The following is a 14,174-nucleotide window of genomic DNA, read 5'->3' as shown; positions in this document are numbered from 1 at the left end:
CCCGACAGGTCCTGGCCTGTCGGGCATTTTTTTGCGCGACGGTATCAGGCCGTCGCCAGCGAAGCTTTCTGCGAAGCACTCAGGAAACGCAACAGGGCCAGCAACGGGAAGGCGCTGCCGACGATCACTACCCACAGCCAGCCGCCATGCTCGTAGACGGCGCTGGCGATGGACGAACCGAAAGCGCCACCGACAAAGATGCTGGTCATGTACAGCGCGTTCAGGCGGCTGCGGCTTTTTGCATCAAGGGCGTAGATGGTGCGCTGGCCCAGGACCATGTTCATCTGCACGCAGAAATCCAGGACCACGCCGGTCACCGCGAGGCCGATCACGCTATAGGCAGGATGAATGAACGCCGGCAGGAAACTCAGGCTGGCGAACAGCATGGCCAGCAGCGAAGCAATTCGGGTGTGGCCGGCGTCCGCCAGGCGGCCGGCAATCGGCGCGGCGACGGCACCGATGGCACCAACCAGCGCAAACAGCGCGATTTCAGTCTGGGACAAGCCATGGTTGCGCGACAGTTCCAGGGGGACGGCGGTCCAGAACAGGCTGAACGCGGCAAACATGCACGCCTGGTACAAAGCCCGCTGGCGCAACTGCGGCTGCTGGCGTAACAGGGTGCCGAGCGAGCCCAGCAGTTGCGCGTAGGAGGCGCGGTGCTCGGGCTGGCGCTTGGGCACGGTGAATGCCAGGACGATGCTGATTGCCGCCATCAACGCGGCGGCGATCATGAACATCGCCCGCCAACCAAGGTGATCGGCGACGAGGCTGGACACCGGCCGCGCCAGCAGGATCCCCAACAGCAGGCCACCCATGATCCCGCCCACGACCCGTCCCCGGGATTCTTCCGGCGCCAGGTGCGCCGCCAGCGGAATCAGCACTTGCACCGAGACGGAACTGAACCCCACCAGCAATGACACCAGCAGGAACACGTTCGGCTGGTCGGTAAACGCCGCGCCCAGCAGGCTGGCGATTGCCACCACGGTGGTGAGGATCATCAGGCGCCGGTTTTCCAGCAGATCCCCCAGCGGCACCAGGAAAAACAGGCCCAAGGCGTAGCCGATCTGGGTCAGCGAGACGATCAGGCTGGCCATGGTGCTGGACAGGCCGACGTCGGGCGCGATCAGTTCGATGATGGGTTGGGCGTAGTAGATATTGGCAACGATGGCGCCGCAGCAGAAGGCAAACAGCAGGACCATGCCCCGGGTCAGGGCAGCGGGCGGGGCGGGTGAATGAGCACTCATGGCAATCTCATCGATCGATTGAAAGGGATGGCGAGAGGCTAAAGACTTGCAGGGCTCTGGAACAGGGCTTGGGATTGATAGCAGTCATGCCCGGAATTGATGGTGGTCTTCAGACTCCTGTGGGAGCGAGCTTGCTCGCGATAGCGGTCTTTCTGCATCAGTGATGCTGAATATACAGACGCAATCGCGAGCAAGCTCGCTCCCACAAGTTTTGACTGGTTAGCTGAGCCGGGGCTTACTGCCCGCTATAGATCTGGTCAAAAATCCCACCGTCATTGAAGTGGGTCTTCTGCACGGTGCGCCAGTCGCCGAAGGTTTTTTCCACCGAGAGGAAATCCACTTTCGGGAAACGGTCGGTGTATTTGGCCAGCACCGCCGGGTCGCGAGGACGCAGGTAGTTGGCGGCGGCAATTTCCTGGCCTTCGGGCGACCACAGGTATTTGAGGTACTCCTCGGCGGCGGCGCGAGAACCTTTCTTCTCGACGACTTTATCCACAACGCTGACCGGTGGCTCGGCTTCGGCGGAGACGCTTGGGTAGACCACTTCGAACTGGTCGCGACCGAATTCACGGGCGATCATTTCCGCTTCGTTCTCAAAGGTCACCAGCACATCGCCGATCTGGTTGGTCATGAACGTAGTCGTCGCGGCACGACCGCCGGTGTCCAGCACGGGGGCCTGCTTGAACAGCCTGCCGACGAAATCCTTGGCCTTGTTCTCATCGCCGCCATTCTTCAGCACATAACCCCAGGCCGAAAGGTAGGTATAGCGGCCGTTGCCCGAGGTTTTCGGGTTGGGCACGATCACTTGCACGCCGTCCTTGAGCAGATCCGGCCAATCCTTCAGCGCTTTCGGATTGCCCTTGCGCACGATAAACACGGTGGCCGAGGTGAACGGCGCGCTGTTGTTCGGCAGGCGGGTAACCCAGTTCTCCGGAACCAGCTTACCGTTGTCGGCCAGGGCGTTGATGTCGGTCGCCATGTTCATGGTGATGACATCCGCCGGTAGCCCATCGATTACCGAGCGCGCCTGCTTGCTGGAACCGCCAAAGGACATCTGCACGGTGATGCTTTCGTTGTGCTCGGCCTGCCAGTGTTTCTGGAACGCGGCGTTGTAGTCCTTGTAGAAATCCCGCATCACGTCGTAGGAAACGTTGAGCAGAGTCGGGGCGGCGTGGGCCAGGCTGCCGAACGCCAGGCCAGCGGCGAGGAGGGAGGCGCCAAAGAAATTCTTCACTGCGAGGTCCTTTTTATTGGCAAGGGATGCGGGCGATAAGCCAGCACACTAGCGATAAGCTCATAGGTCATCAAGAATTAAAAAGTGCTTTGCTTATTCCATTTTTTTAAACAGTGCGTTACCGCAACGAGAACAGAAAGCAGCGCCATGTTCGTGGTTGTTTTTGCTGCACACCGGGCAATTGTGCTTGAGCTGGTCACCGCGCATGGCGGTGGCCAGTTCCGCAGTGAAGATACCCGTCGGCACGGCGATGATCGAGTAGCCGGTGATCATCACCAGGGACGAAACCACTTGGCCCAGCGGCGTCTTCGGCACGATGTCGCCGAAGCCTACGGTGGTCAATGTCACGATAGCCCAATAGATGCCCTTGGGAATGCTGGTGAAACCATGCTCGGGGCCTTCGATGACATACATCAGGGTGCCAAACACCGTCACCAGCGTCGACACGCTGACCAGGAACACGATGATTTTCTGCTTGCTGCCGCGCAGTGCGGCCAATAGATAGTTGGCCTGCTTGAGGTAAGGGCTGAGCTTGAGCACGCGGAAAATCCGCAGCATGCGGATGATCCGCACGATCAGCAGGTATTGGGCATCGCTGTAGTACAACGCGAGGATGCCCGGCACGATCGCCAGCAGATCCACCAGGCCATAAAAGCTGAACGCATAGCGCAGCGGCTTGGGCGAGCAGTACAGGCGCAGGCCGTATTCAACGATGAAAATGAACGTGAAGCCCCACTCGATGTAGGCCAGCAGGGCCGCGTAATTCTTGTGCACGCTGTCGATGCTGTCGAGCATCACGATTACCAGGCTGGCGAGGATGATCAACAGCAGCGTGCTGTCGAAGCGCCGGCCGGCCACCGTGTCGGTCTGGAAGATGATCACGTAGAGGCGTTCACGCCAGTTGTTGTTGCTGTCCATAACCTTCGCCTGAACCAATGATCAGCGCAGCCTAGGGTGATTGCCCCGCAGAGCGCAAGGCGCGATGTCGCGACAGGCTGGGTGCCACAGCCGCGCGGTGGCATGCACCAGCCAGCACGCGATAATGAAAGGCGCCGTCAGCGGCGCCACGCCCAGCGCCGCGAAACCCGGTGCGAGAAGGACCGCCAGCAGCACGCCCGCCAGCGGCCGCCATGGCTTGCGCGCGTGTTGGCCGAGGGCCACGGCCACCAATGCCGGGTTGTAGCCGCCCAGGCCGGACAAGGCGTGCGGGCTGTCGTGCAGCCAGGCAAAGGCAAAGCCTGCGACGGAACCGAACAGCGCCCAGCCAGCGGCGCGCCGGTTGGCGATCAGCAGGCCGATGGTGATCAGCACACCAGCCAGGGGCTGGTCGAGAAACATGACCTGGCCCAGGCCGTTCAGTGGGGCAAGCAACAGGTTGGGGAGTGTCTGCTCCAGTGCAACGGGCGAGGGCACAGGCGGGGCGAGACCCAGCAGCAACCAGCCGAGCCCGACGAAAGGCGCGGTGTAGGCGGGCAGGCAGCGTGGGCCTCGGGTGCGCTTGAGCCACTGTTGGGTCAGCATTGCGCTGAGGCCGCCAGCGGCGATGATCAACGGAGGCAACAGGGCTGACCAAGGCAATACCAGGCTCAGCAGCAAACCCAGCAGGATTGCGTTATAGCTGAACAGCCCGGCCTGCCGATCCTCCTCGGCATAACCACGCCGTTGGGCCGTCAGCAATCCGGCCACGCCGCCCAGCAACGCGCCGCCGAACAAGGCTGGCGCGGTGAGCAGAATCGCCAAGAGGCAGAACAGGCCGCACAGGGGATGGCGCTGGAGGAAGATCTGGCTGAAGCCGTTGAGCAGGGCGGTGGCCCAGTCGGGGCAGTGGGTATTGGGCATGGTTGAGGAATGTCAGAGGGACCGCGTCGACTTCATCGCGAGCAAGCTCGCTCCCACAGGGTTTTGTGATCGCCGCAAATCCAGTGTGGGAGCGAGCCTGCTCGCGAAGGGGCCAGTACAGGCGTTAGATGAGGGTCTCGATGCGCAAGGAGTTGGTCGACCCCGGCTGCCCGAACGGCACGCCGGCGGTAATCAGCAGGGTGTCGCCACGCTGGGCCATGCCCTGGGCCTGGGCGATCTCCAGCGCGGTGGAACACACTTCGTCCACCTGCCGCAGCCGGTCGTTGACCACCGAATGCACGCCCCACGCGACGGTCAGGCGACGGGCCGCCTGCAGGTTGGGCGTCAGGTTGAGGATCGGCACTGTCGGCCGCTCCCGCGCCGCCCGCAGGCTGGAGCTGCCCGACTCGCTGTAGTTGACCAGCACCGCCACGGGCAGCACGTTGCTGATCCGGCGGATCGCGCAACTGATGGCGTCCGACACCGTGGCCTCGGCTTTCGGTCGGCTGACGTCGAGTTGTGCCTGGTAGTCCGGGCCGTTTTCCACCTGGCGGATGATCTTGCTCATCATCTGCACGGCTTCGAGGGGATAGTCGCCCGAGGCGGTTTCCGCCGACAGCATCACCGCGTCGGCACCTTCGGCCACGGCGTTGGCGACATCGGTGACTTCGGCGCGGGTCGGCGCCGGGGAGAAGCGCATCGACTCGAGCATCTGTGTCGCCACCACCACCGGTTTGCCGAGGGCGCGGCAGGTGCCGATGATGTTTTTCTGGATCTGCGGCACACTCTCGGCCGGCACCTCGACGCCCAGGTCACCTCGGGCAACCATGATCGCGTCGCTCAGTTCGGCGATTTCCCGCAGTTGGGCGACGGCCGAGGGCTTCTCGATCTTGGCCATCAGGAACGCCTTGTCGCCGATCAGCGCGCGGGCTTCGCGAATGTCCTCGGCACGCTGCACGAACGACAGCGCCACCCAGTCCACACCCAGCTCCAGGCCGAAACTCAGGTCGCGGCGGTCCTTGGCGGTCAGTGGGCTCAGGTCGAGCACGGCCTGGGGCACGTTCACGCCCTTGCGGTCCGACAGTTCGCCACCGTTGAGCACCTCGGTATCGATGGCGTCGGTGTGCCTGGCGGTTACCCGCAGGCGCAGCTTGCCGTCATCGAGCAGCAAATCCATGCCCGGCTCCAGCGCGGCGATGATTTCCGGGTGGGGCAGGTTGACCCGCCGCTGATCGCCCGGCGTCGGGTCCAGGTCCAGGCGCAAGGCTTGACCGCGCTGCAACAGCACCTTGCCATCGGCGAACTTGCCGACCCGCAGTTTTGGTCCTTGCAGGTCCATCAGGATGCCCAGCGGGTAATTGAGCTGCTGCTCGACTTCGCGGATCCACTGGTAGCGCTGGGCGTGGTCGGCGTGGTCGCCGTGGCTGAAGTTCAGGCGAAAGATGTTCACTCCGGCCTGCACCAGTTCGCGGATGTCATCGATCCCACGGGTGGCGGGGCCGAGTGTCGCGAGGATCTTGACCTTCTTGTCAGGCGTCATTTTTCGGGTTCTCGAGGATCAGGATGGCGCGAAAGTCGTTGACGTTGGTGCGGGTCGGCTCGGTGACGATCAACCCGTCCAGCGCGGCGAAGTAGCCGTAGCCGTTGTTGTTATCCAGTTCATCGCTGGCGTTCAGGCCCAGCTCGGCGGCGCGGCGATAGCTGTCCGGGGTCATGATGGCGCCGGCGTTGTCTTCGGAGCCGTCGATGCCGTCGGTGTCGCCCGCCAGTGCATAGATGCCGGGGTGGCCCTTGAGGCTGTCGGTCAGGCTCAGCAGGAACTCGGCGTTGCGCCCGCCACGGCCATTGCCGCGCACCGTGACCGTGGTTTCGCCGCCGGAGAGGATCACGCACGGCGCAGCCACGGGCTGGCCGTGGAGGGCGATTTGCCGGGCGATGCCGGCGTGGACCTTCGCCACGTCCCGGGATTCGCCTTCCAGGTCACCGAGGATCAATGGGCTGAACCCGGCTTGGCGCGCCTTCACCGCCGCGGCTTCGAGGGATTGCTGAGGGCGGGCGATGAGCTGGAAATGACAGCGCGCCAGGCTCGGGTCGCCGGGCTTGACGGTTTCCGATTCCGGACTTTGCAACCAGCTGCGCACCGAGGCCGGGATCTCGATGCCGTAGCGTTTGAGAATCGCCAGCGCGTCGGCCGAAGTGCTCGGGTCGGCCACGGTGGGGCCGGAGGCGATGACCGTGGCGAGATCGCCGGGCACATCGGAAATCGCGTAGGTGTAGACGGTCGCCGGCCAGCAGGCCTTGCCCAGTCGGCCACCCTTGATCGCCGAGAGGTGCTTGCGCACGCAATTCATCTCGCCAATGGTGGCGCCGGACTTGAGCAGGGCCTTGTTGATCGATTGCTTGTCGGCCAGGGTGATGCCGGCCGCCGGCAAGGCCAGCAACGCCGAGCCCCCGCCGGACAGCAGGAAGATCACCCGGTCGTCTTCGTTGAGGTTACTGACGAGTTCGAGCACCCGTCCGGCCACTTCCAGGCCAGCGGCGTCCGGCACTGGGTGGGCGGCTTCCACCACTTCGATTTTCTGGCAGGGCGCGCCATGGCCGTAGCGGGTCACCACCAGGCCGCTGACGTCGCCGCGCCAGCAGCGCTCGACCACTTGCGCCATGGCCGCGGCGGCCTTGCCGGCACCGATGACGATCACCCGACCGCTGCGGTCAGCGGGCAGGTACTGTTCGAGGACGTGCTGCGGATGGGCCGCGTCGATGGCCGTGGCAAACAGCTCGCGCAGCAATTGTTGCGGATCGACCGACATGGCGGGCTCCCGATTTTTATTATTGGCTGAGGCGACTCGGTTACCTGTGGGAGCGAGCCTGCTCGCGAAGACGGCGTGTCAGTCAATGCTTCATTGACCGATAGATCGCCTTCGCGAGCAGGCTCGCTCCCACAGGGTTCTCTGATGTGTCAGTTGTCGCGAATCGAGAAATTGGCCATGTGCTCCAGCCCCTTGATCAGCGCCGAGTGGTCCCAATTGCTGCCACCCATGGCCGCGCAGGTGCTGAACACTTGCTGGGCGTTGGCGGTGTTGGGCAGGTTGATGTTCAGTTCCCTGGCGCCTTGCAGGGCCAGGTTCAGGTCCTTCTGGTGCAGGCTGATGCGGAAGCCCGGGTCGAAGGTGCCCTTGATCATTCGCTCGCCGTGCACTTCGAGGATCTTCGACGAGGCGAAACCGCCCATCAACGCTTCACGGACCTTGGCCGGGTCGGCGCCGTTCTTCGAGGCGAACAGCAGGGCCTCGGCCACGGCCTGAATGTTCAGCGCGACGATGATCTGGTTCGCCACCTTGGCGGTCTGGCCATCGCCGTTGCCGCCCACCAGGGTGATGTTCTTGCCCATCGCCTGGAACAGTGGCAGCGCGCGCTCGAACGCGGTGCTGTCGCCACCGACCATGATGCTCAGGGTCGCGGCCTTGGCGCCGACTTCACCGCCCGACACCGGAGCGTCGAGGTACTGCGCGCCTGTTTCATTGATCTTTGCCGCGAACGCCTTGGTGGCGGTGGGGGAGATCGAGCTCATGTCGATCACCACCTTGCCCGCGCCCACGCCGGCCGCTACGCCGTCGGCGCGGAACAGCACGTCCTCGACCTGCGGAGTGTCCGGGACCATGACGATGATGAACTCGGCCTCCTGGGCGACTTCCCGAGGGTTGGCCAACGCCACCGCGCCGCCGGCCACGAGGTCGGCCGGGGCAGCGTCGTGATGTTGGGTCAGGAACAGGCTGTGACCGGCCTTTTGCAGGTTCAGTGCCATGGGGTGGCCCATGATGCCGGTGCCGATGAATCCGATTTTAGCCATGTGGAAAATCCTCTTGTTGTTATCGCTGCTTCAGCCGATGAAGAACTGCTTTTCTGTGGGAGCGAGCTTGCTCGCGATAGCGGTGGGTCAGTGCCGGTGATGTTGGCTCTACTGACGTCATCGCGAGCAAGCTCGCTCCCACAGGGGGAAAGAGCTGGATCAGATCGCGTTATGGGTTTTCAGCCAACCCAATCCCGCTTCGGTGGTGGTGAGCGGCTTGTATTCGCAGCCGATCCACCCCTGATAACCAATGCGATCCAGGTGTTCGAACAGGAACCGATAATTGATCTCGCCGGTGCCGGGCTCGTTGCGGCCCGGGTTGTCCGCCAGTTGCACGTGGTTGATCGCGCCCAGGTGCGCCGAAAGCGTCCGGGCCAGGTCGCCTTCCATGATTTGCATGTGATAGATGTCGTATTGCAGGAACAGGTTGGCGCTGCCCACCTGTTCGCGGATCGCCAGGGCCTGGGCGGTGTTGTTCAGGAAGAAACCCGGGATGTCGCGGGTGTTGATGGCTTCCATCACCAGCTTGATGCCGGCGCCCTGGAGCTTCTCCGCGGCGTACTTCAGGTTGGCGACGAAGGTTTTCTCCGCCAGCGCTTCGTCGCACTTCTGCGAACGGATCCCGGCCAGGCAATTGACCTGGGTGTTGCCCAATACCTTGGCATAGGCAATCGCCAGGTCGACCCCGGCGCGGAACTCCTCGACCCGATCCGGCAGGCAGGCGATACCGCGCTCACCCTTGGCCCAGTCGCCGGCCGGCAGGTTGAACAGCACCTGGGTCAGGCCATGGGCATCGAGCAGGGTCTTGAGTTCAGCGGAGCTGTAGTCGTAGGGAAACAGGTATTCGACACCACTGAAACCGGCCTTGGCGGCCGCTTCGAAACGGGCGAGGAAATCCTGCTCGGTAAACAGCATGGACAGGTTGGCGGCGAAACGCGGCATGGTGGTCTCCTGTAAATAGTTGGCAGGCCTCCCTTGTGGGAGCGAGCTTGCTCGCGATAGCGGTGTGCCTGCTTGCATTCCTATTGAATGTAGCGCCGTCATCGCGAGCAAGCTCGCTCCCACAGGGACGCCGGTCGGTCAATCGAGCAATGAAATCGCGGTCGGTGCATCGTTGCCCACCAGCGCCAGGTCTTCAAATTCATTGACGGCGTTGATCTCGGTGCCCATGGAAATGTTGGTCACCCGTTCAAGGATGATCTCGACGATTACTGGCACCCTGAACTCTTCGATCATCTCCTGGGCCTTGCGCAGCGCTGGCTGGATACCTGACGGCTCGAACACCCGCAATGCCTTGCAACCCAGGCCCTCGGCCACGGCAACGTGGTCCACGCCATAACCGTTGAGCTCCGGGGCGTTGAGGTTGTCGAACGACAGCTGCACGCAGTAGTCCATGTCGAAACCGCGCTGGGCCTGGCGGATCAAGCCCAGGTAGGAGTTGTTCACCACGACGTGGATGTAGGGCAGCTTGAATTGTGCGCCCACCGCCAGTTCTTCGATCATGAACTGGAAATCATAGTCGCCCGACAGTGCCACGACCTTGCGATCCGGATCGGCCTTGACCACTCCCAGCGCGGCCGGAATGGTCCAGCCCAGAGGACCGGCCTGGCCGCAGTTGATCCAGTGGCGTGGTTTGTAGACGTGGAGGAACTGCGCCCCGGCGATCTGCGACAGACCGATGGTGCTGACATAGCAGGTGTCCTTGCCGAACACCTGGTTCATTTCCTCGTAGACGCGCTGCGGCTTCACCGGCACGTTGTCGAAATGGGTCTTGCGCTGCAGGCTGGCCTTGCGTTGCTGGCAATCCTGCAGCCAGGCGCTGCGGTTCTTCAGCTTGCCGGCGGCTTGCCATTCGCGGGCCACTTCGATGAACACGGTCAGGGCCGAGGCTGCGTCGGAAACGATGCCCAGGTCGGGGGTGAAGACCCGGCCGATTTGGGTCGGTTCGATGTCGACGTGAATGAACGTGCGGCCTTCGGTGTAGACGTCCACCGAACCGGTGTGGCGGTTGGCCCAACGGTTGCCGACGCCCAGCACCACGTCCGACTTGAGCAAGGTTGCGTTGCCGTAGCGGTGCGAGGTTTGCAGGCCGACCATGCCGACCATCAACGGATGATCGTCCGGGATCGTGCCCCAGCCCATCAGCGTCGGAATTACCGGGATGCCGGTGAGCTCGGCAAACTCCACCAGCAAGTCGCTGGCATCGGCATTGATGATGCCGCCACCCGCCACCAGCAACGGGCGCTCGGCCTGGTTCAGCATCGCCAGGGCCTTCTCGATCTGCACCCGGTTGGCGGCCGGCTTGGCCAAGGGCAGCGGCTGATAGGCGTCGATGTCGAATTCGATCTCGGCCATCTGCACGTCAAACGGCAAGTCGATCAGCACCGGGCCCGGACGGCCGGAGCGCATCTCGAAGAAGGCCTTCTGGAAGGCGTAGGGCACCTGTCCCGGCTCCAGCACCGTAGTCGCCCATTTGGTCACCGGCTTGACGATGCTGGTGATATCCACCGCCTGGAAATCTTCCTTGTGCATACGGGCGCGGGGCGCTTGTCCGGTGATGCACAGGATCGGAATCGAGTCGGCCGAAGCGCTGTAGAGGCCAGTGACCATGTCGGTGCCCGCCGGCCCCGAAGTGCCGATGCACACGCCGATGTTGCCGGCCTTGGTCCGGGTGTAGCCCTCGGCCATGTGCGAGGCGCCTTCAACGTGGCGAGCGAGGACATGATCGATGCCGCCAACCTTTTGCAGGGCAGAGTACAGCGGGTTGATCGCGGCACCCGGAATGCCGAAGGCGGTGTCCACGCCTTCACGGCGCATCACCAGGACGGCGGCTTCGATTGCTCTCATTTTGCTCATTGTTTTGTGCCTCTTACGTTTTGTAATTGTATACAAGTGGCTGTGGGTCGGAGTTTATTCATGGCCGGTGGCTAAGGTCAATTGATTTTCTCAAGCAGCTGTTTGGTTCGTCAGATACCAGATTTCGCTGATGCCTTTTGTCGTTTAAGGTGAATTGAGAAAAATATTGTATACAAAACAGATTGTTGTTGTGCTCTATTTGCTTGATTCGGTTTTGCTGAAAGTAAAGCCTCAAGGCTCTTCCATGACCAAAGAAGGACAGCACCCATGAGCGATCTCACCTTGAAAATCGCCGTCAGCCTGGCGGGGCAAGCCCTTGCCGCAGGCCGCGAGATCAGCGCAGCCCCCTTGACCGTCGCGATCCTGGACAGCGGCGGACACCTCGTAGCCTTGCAGCGCGAGGACGGCGCGAGCCTGTTGCGCCCGCAAATCGCTATCGGCAAGGCCTGGGGCGCGATCGCCCTGGGCAAGGGCTCACGCCTGCTGGCCCAGGACGCCCAGCAACGCCCGGCGTTCTTTGCCGCTTTGAATGGCTTGGGCCAAAGCAACATCGTGCCGGCACCGGGCGGAGTATTGATCAGGGATCAGGACGGGAAGGTGATGGGAGCGATTGGTGTCAGCGGGGATGTTTCGGATGTGGATGAACGGGTAGCGGTCAGGGCGGTGGAGGTGTCGGGGTTGAGGGCGGATGCGGGGTCTTGATGTGTTCTGACTGAGCCTGCCATTTCGCGAGCAGGCTCGCTCCCACAGGATTGGGTGTTGGACACATAATTTAAGAAATGCGCAAATCCAATGTGGGAGCGAGCTTGCTCGCGATGACGATCTACCCGACACATCCTGCGAAGAGTCTGTCCGGCGTTCAAAATTCACTGGCCTAGCCTTTGATGACCTGATCATTGGAGGCGCAGGAATGTCTGATCTACCCGCTTCACATCGCTTGCGAACCGGCCGCTACGGTGAGTTGAATCGAATCTATTTATTGACCACTAACACGGCTGATCGAAAGCCCGTCTTCCATGATTTCGCTTTAGGCAGATTGGTCGTTGAACAATTTCGATGTGCTGAGGATAAACGATGGGCAAAGTCATTAGCCTGGGTGGTCATGCCGGATCATTTTCATTGGCTGGTTGAGTTGCAACAAAGCTCACTGAACGAATTGATGCAAAAGACTAAGTCCTTGAGCGCTCGGGCAGTAAACATATCCACCGGCTATAGAGGCAGCCTTTGGCAGCCGGGATACCATGACCGAGCATTGAGGCAGGAGGATGGATTGATAGTTATGGCGCGCTATGTCGTCGCTAACCCACTGCGGGCAGGCCTGGTCAAGCGGCTCGGCGACTATCCGCTGTGGGACGCCATCTGGCTTTGACTTGAAATCGAGTGGCCTTCATCGCGAGCAAGCTCGCTCCCACAGGGTTTTGTGGTGAATACAGGTTCTGCTGGCAACATGGATTCCTGTGGGAGCGAGCTTGCTTGCGATAAGGGCAACCCGGTCAATCAGCCCACCTCACACCCCTTCAAAACCAACCGGATAATCGTCTGCGCCGCCGCTTCGTAATCCGCTTCGTCGAGCTTGGCCTTGCCGGTCACGGCGCTGATCTGCCAGTCGAAATCGGCGTAGGTCTGGGTGGCGGCCCAGATGCTGAACATCAGGTGGTTGGGGTCGATGGGGGCGATTTGGCCGCGGTCGATCCAGGTCTGGATGCAGTCGATGTTGTGCCGGGCCTGGGCGTTGAGTTGTTCGACCAGGTCGGCGCTGAGGTGCGGGGCGCCGTGCATGATTTCACTGGCGAAGACTTTCGAGGCGAAAGGCAGGTCGCGGGAGATGCGGATCTTGGAGCGGATGTAGTGGCTCAATACTTCGCCCGGCTCGCCGTCAGCATTGAAGGGCGTGGAAGCCTGAAGGATCGGCTCGATGATGCTTTCCAGGACCTCGCGGTAGAGGTTTTCCTTGGATTTGAAGTAGTAGTAGACGTTGGGTTTGGGCAGGCCCGCCTTGGCCGCGATGTCGCTGGTTTTGGTCGCGGCGAAGCCCTTGTCGGCAAACTCTTCGCTGGCGGCACGCAGGATCAGTTCTTTGTTGCGCTCGCGGATAGTGCTCATAAACCCTGGGGTTCCTTGCCGGTTCTGGCGGTGGCGCATGGTAGCACCGGCCTCGCGAGACGCTCAAGAATGCCCCAAGGCGGCGCCGCTCGCGGTATGCTGCGCAGCATTATTGTTCAAGGAGCCCCTCCATGGCTGGAAGCAGTTTGCTGGTTTTGATCGATGACATCGCCACCGTGCTCGACGATGTGGCATTGATGACCAAGATGGCCGCCAAGAAAACCGCCGGCGTGCTCGGCGATGACCTGGCGCTCAATGCCCAGCAAGTCTCCGGCGTACGGGCAGAGCGGGAGCTGCCGGTGGTCTGGGCGGTGGCCAAGGGTTCCTTCATCAACAAGCTGATCCTGGTGCCGTCGGCGCTGGCAATCAGTGCCTTCGTGCCTTGGCTGGTGACACCCCTGTTGATGGTGGGCGGCGCCTACCTGTGTTTCGAAGGGTTCGAAAAACTCGCCCACAAGTTCCTTCACAGCAAGGCTGAAGACCAGGCCGGGCATGCGCAACTGGTGGAGGCGGTGGCCGACCCGGCGGTGGACCTGGTGGCCTTCGAAAAGGACAAGATCAAAGGCGCGGTGCGCACCGACTTCATTCTCTCGGCGGAAATCATCGCCATCACCCTCGGCACCGTCGCCGATGCGCCGCTGACCCAGCAGGTCATCGTGCTGTCGGGCATTGCGATTGTCATGACCGTCGGCGTGTACGGCCTGGTGGCGGGGATCGTCAAGCTCGATGACCTGGGCTTGTGGCTGACCCAAAAGCCAGGGCAGGCCGCCAAAAGCATCGGCGGCGCCATCCTGCGCGCCGCGCCCTACATGATGAAAAGCCTGTCGGTGATCGGTACGGCGGCGATGTTCCTGGTGGGCGGCGGCATCCTGACCCATGGCGTACCGGCGGTTCATCACTGGATCGAAGCCGTGGCGGCTGGTGCCGGCGGCGCCGGGTTCATCGTGCCGATGCTGCTGAATGCGGTGGCGGGGATTGTCGCGGGGGCAGCGGTGTTGGCGGGTGTGCTCGTCGTGGGCAAAATCTGGAAAGCGCTGAAAGGCTAAAA

General features: G+C 62.2%; 13 protein-coding genes. 3 read left to right on the top strand and 10 right to left on the bottom strand.

The window, feature by feature from the left end; all coding sequences use genetic code 11:
• Positions 1-44 precede the first annotated feature (44 nt).
• The 9 genes from PSH78_RS19130 to gcl all read right to left on the bottom strand — a co-directional run bounded on the left by PSH78_RS19130 (position 45) and on the right by gcl (position 11,023).
• A complete protein-coding gene (locus PSH78_RS19130) occupies positions 45-1,244 on the bottom strand; it encodes an MFS transporter (protein WP_305496127.1) in 1,200 nt (399 codons plus the stop codon).
• A gap of 235 nt (positions 1,245-1,479) precedes the next feature.
• Positions 1,480-2,478: a sulfate ABC transporter substrate-binding protein gene (locus PSH78_RS19125; RefSeq protein WP_305496126.1), complete on the bottom strand. Its 999-nt coding sequence runs from the start codon at positions 2,476-2,478 to the stop codon at positions 1,480-1,482.
• Between the two features lie 93 nt (positions 2,479-2,571).
• Positions 2,572-3,396: an ion transporter gene (locus PSH78_RS19120; protein WP_305496125.1), complete on the bottom strand. Its 825-nt coding sequence runs from the start codon at positions 3,394-3,396 to the stop codon at positions 2,572-2,574.
• A gap of 21 nt (positions 3,397-3,417) precedes the next feature.
• The gene (locus tag PSH78_RS19115) at positions 3,418-4,317 is read right to left on the bottom strand and encodes an urea transporter (RefSeq protein ID WP_305496124.1); all 900 of its coding nucleotides are present in this window, start codon (positions 4,315-4,317) and stop codon (positions 3,418-3,420) included.
• A 124-nt stretch (positions 4,318-4,441) separates the two neighbouring features.
• Complete coding sequence (gene pyk, locus PSH78_RS19110; RefSeq protein ID WP_305496123.1) at positions 4,442-5,857, bottom strand: pyruvate kinase; 1,416 nt, start codon at positions 5,855-5,857, stop codon at positions 4,442-4,444.
• Positions 5,847-7,127: a glycerate kinase gene (locus tag PSH78_RS19105; RefSeq protein WP_305496122.1), complete on the bottom strand. Its 1,281-nt coding sequence runs from the start codon at positions 7,125-7,127 to the stop codon at positions 5,847-5,849. The genes pyk and PSH78_RS19105 overlap by 11 nt, the downstream gene beginning before the upstream one ends.
• Positions 7,128-7,276: 149 nt before the next feature.
• The gene (locus PSH78_RS19100) at positions 7,277-8,167 is read right to left on the bottom strand and encodes a 2-hydroxy-3-oxopropionate reductase (RefSeq protein ID WP_305496121.1); all 891 of its coding nucleotides are present in this window, start codon (positions 8,165-8,167) and stop codon (positions 7,277-7,279) included.
• Positions 8,168-8,326: 159 nt separating this feature from the next.
• The gene (gene hyi / locus PSH78_RS19095) at positions 8,327-9,109 is read right to left on the bottom strand and encodes a hydroxypyruvate isomerase (RefSeq protein ID WP_305496120.1); all 783 of its coding nucleotides are present in this window, start codon (positions 9,107-9,109) and stop codon (positions 8,327-8,329) included.
• Between the two features lie 138 nt (positions 9,110-9,247).
• Positions 9,248-11,023, bottom strand: coding sequence for a glyoxylate carboligase (gene gcl, locus PSH78_RS19090; protein WP_305496119.1), 1,776 nt, complete (start codon positions 11,021-11,023; stop codon positions 9,248-9,250).
• 267 nt (positions 11,024-11,290) lie between these two features.
• On the opposite strand from gcl, the gene PSH78_RS19085 reads away from it, so the two are divergent.
• Both PSH78_RS19085 and PSH78_RS19080 read left to right on the top strand, forming a co-directional pair.
• On the top strand, positions 11,291-11,725 hold the full coding sequence (locus PSH78_RS19085) for a heme-binding protein (RefSeq protein ID WP_305496118.1): 435 nt from the start codon (positions 11,291-11,293) through the stop codon (positions 11,723-11,725).
• Positions 11,726-11,933: 208 nt separating this feature from the next.
• A complete protein-coding gene (locus PSH78_RS19080) occupies positions 11,934-12,392 on the top strand; it encodes a transposase (protein WP_305496117.1) in 459 nt (152 codons plus the stop codon).
• Positions 12,393-12,520: 128 nt separating this feature from the next.
• On the opposite strand, the gene PSH78_RS19075 is transcribed toward PSH78_RS19080, so the two are convergent.
• Complete coding sequence (locus PSH78_RS19075) at positions 12,521-13,126, bottom strand: TetR/AcrR family transcriptional regulator (protein WP_305496116.1); 606 nt, start codon at positions 13,124-13,126, stop codon at positions 12,521-12,523.
• A 131-nt stretch (positions 13,127-13,257) separates the two neighbouring features.
• Between PSH78_RS19075 and PSH78_RS19070 the strand changes: the two genes are divergently transcribed.
• Positions 13,258-14,172 carry a DUF808 domain-containing protein gene (locus PSH78_RS19070; RefSeq protein WP_305496115.1) on the top strand — a complete coding sequence of 305 codons (915 nt, stop codon included), beginning with the start codon at positions 13,258-13,260 and terminating at the stop codon, positions 14,170-14,172.
• The last annotated feature ends 2 nt before the right edge of the window (positions 14,173-14,174 follow it).

The sequence above is a fragment of the Pseudomonas sp. FP198 genome (genome assembly GCF_030687895.1).
Taxonomy (GTDB): Bacteria; Pseudomonadota; Gammaproteobacteria; order Pseudomonadales; family Pseudomonadaceae; genus Aquipseudomonas.
Note: the sequence above shows the minus strand (reverse complement) of the source record. Positions and strands in the feature narration are given on the sequence as shown.

What these genes read in the sequence shown, in the direction of transcription:
- PSH78_RS19130 (WP_305496127.1), bottom strand. Translation starts at nt 1,244, where the DNA reads ATGAGTGCTCATTCACCCGCCCCGCCCGCTGCCCTGACCCGGGGCATG.
- PSH78_RS19120 (WP_305496125.1), bottom strand. Translation starts at nt 3,396, where the DNA reads ATGGACAGCAACAACAACTGGCGTGAACGCCTCTACGTGATCATCTTC.
- PSH78_RS19115 (WP_305496124.1), bottom strand. Translation starts at nt 4,317, where the DNA reads ATGCCCAATACCCACTGCCCCGACTGGGCCACCGCCCTGCTCAACGGC.
- pyk (WP_305496123.1), bottom strand. Translation starts at nt 5,857, where the DNA reads ATGACGCCTGACAAGAAGGTCAAGATCCTCGCGACACTCGGCCCCGCC.
- PSH78_RS19105 (WP_305496122.1), bottom strand. Translation starts at nt 7,127, where the DNA reads ATGTCGGTCGATCCGCAACAATTGCTGCGCGAGCTGTTTGCCACGGCC.
- PSH78_RS19100 (WP_305496121.1), bottom strand. Translation starts at nt 8,167, where the DNA reads ATGGCTAAAATCGGATTCATCGGCACCGGCATCATGGGCCACCCCATG.
- hyi (WP_305496120.1), bottom strand. Translation starts at nt 9,109, where the DNA reads ATGCCGCGTTTCGCCGCCAACCTGTCCATGCTGTTTACCGAGCAGGAT.
- gcl (WP_305496119.1), bottom strand. Translation starts at nt 11,023, where the DNA reads ATGAGCAAAATGAGAGCAATCGAAGCCGCCGTCCTGGTGATGCGCCGT.
- PSH78_RS19085 (WP_305496118.1), top strand. Translation starts at nt 11,291, where the DNA reads ATGAGCGATCTCACCTTGAAAATCGCCGTCAGCCTGGCGGGGCAAGCC.
- PSH78_RS19080 (WP_305496117.1), top strand. Translation starts at nt 11,934, where the DNA reads ATGTCTGATCTACCCGCTTCACATCGCTTGCGAACCGGCCGCTACGGT.
- PSH78_RS19075 (WP_305496116.1), bottom strand. Translation starts at nt 13,126, where the DNA reads ATGAGCACTATCCGCGAGCGCAACAAAGAACTGATCCTGCGTGCCGCC.
- PSH78_RS19070 (WP_305496115.1), top strand. Translation starts at nt 13,258, where the DNA reads ATGGCTGGAAGCAGTTTGCTGGTTTTGATCGATGACATCGCCACCGTG.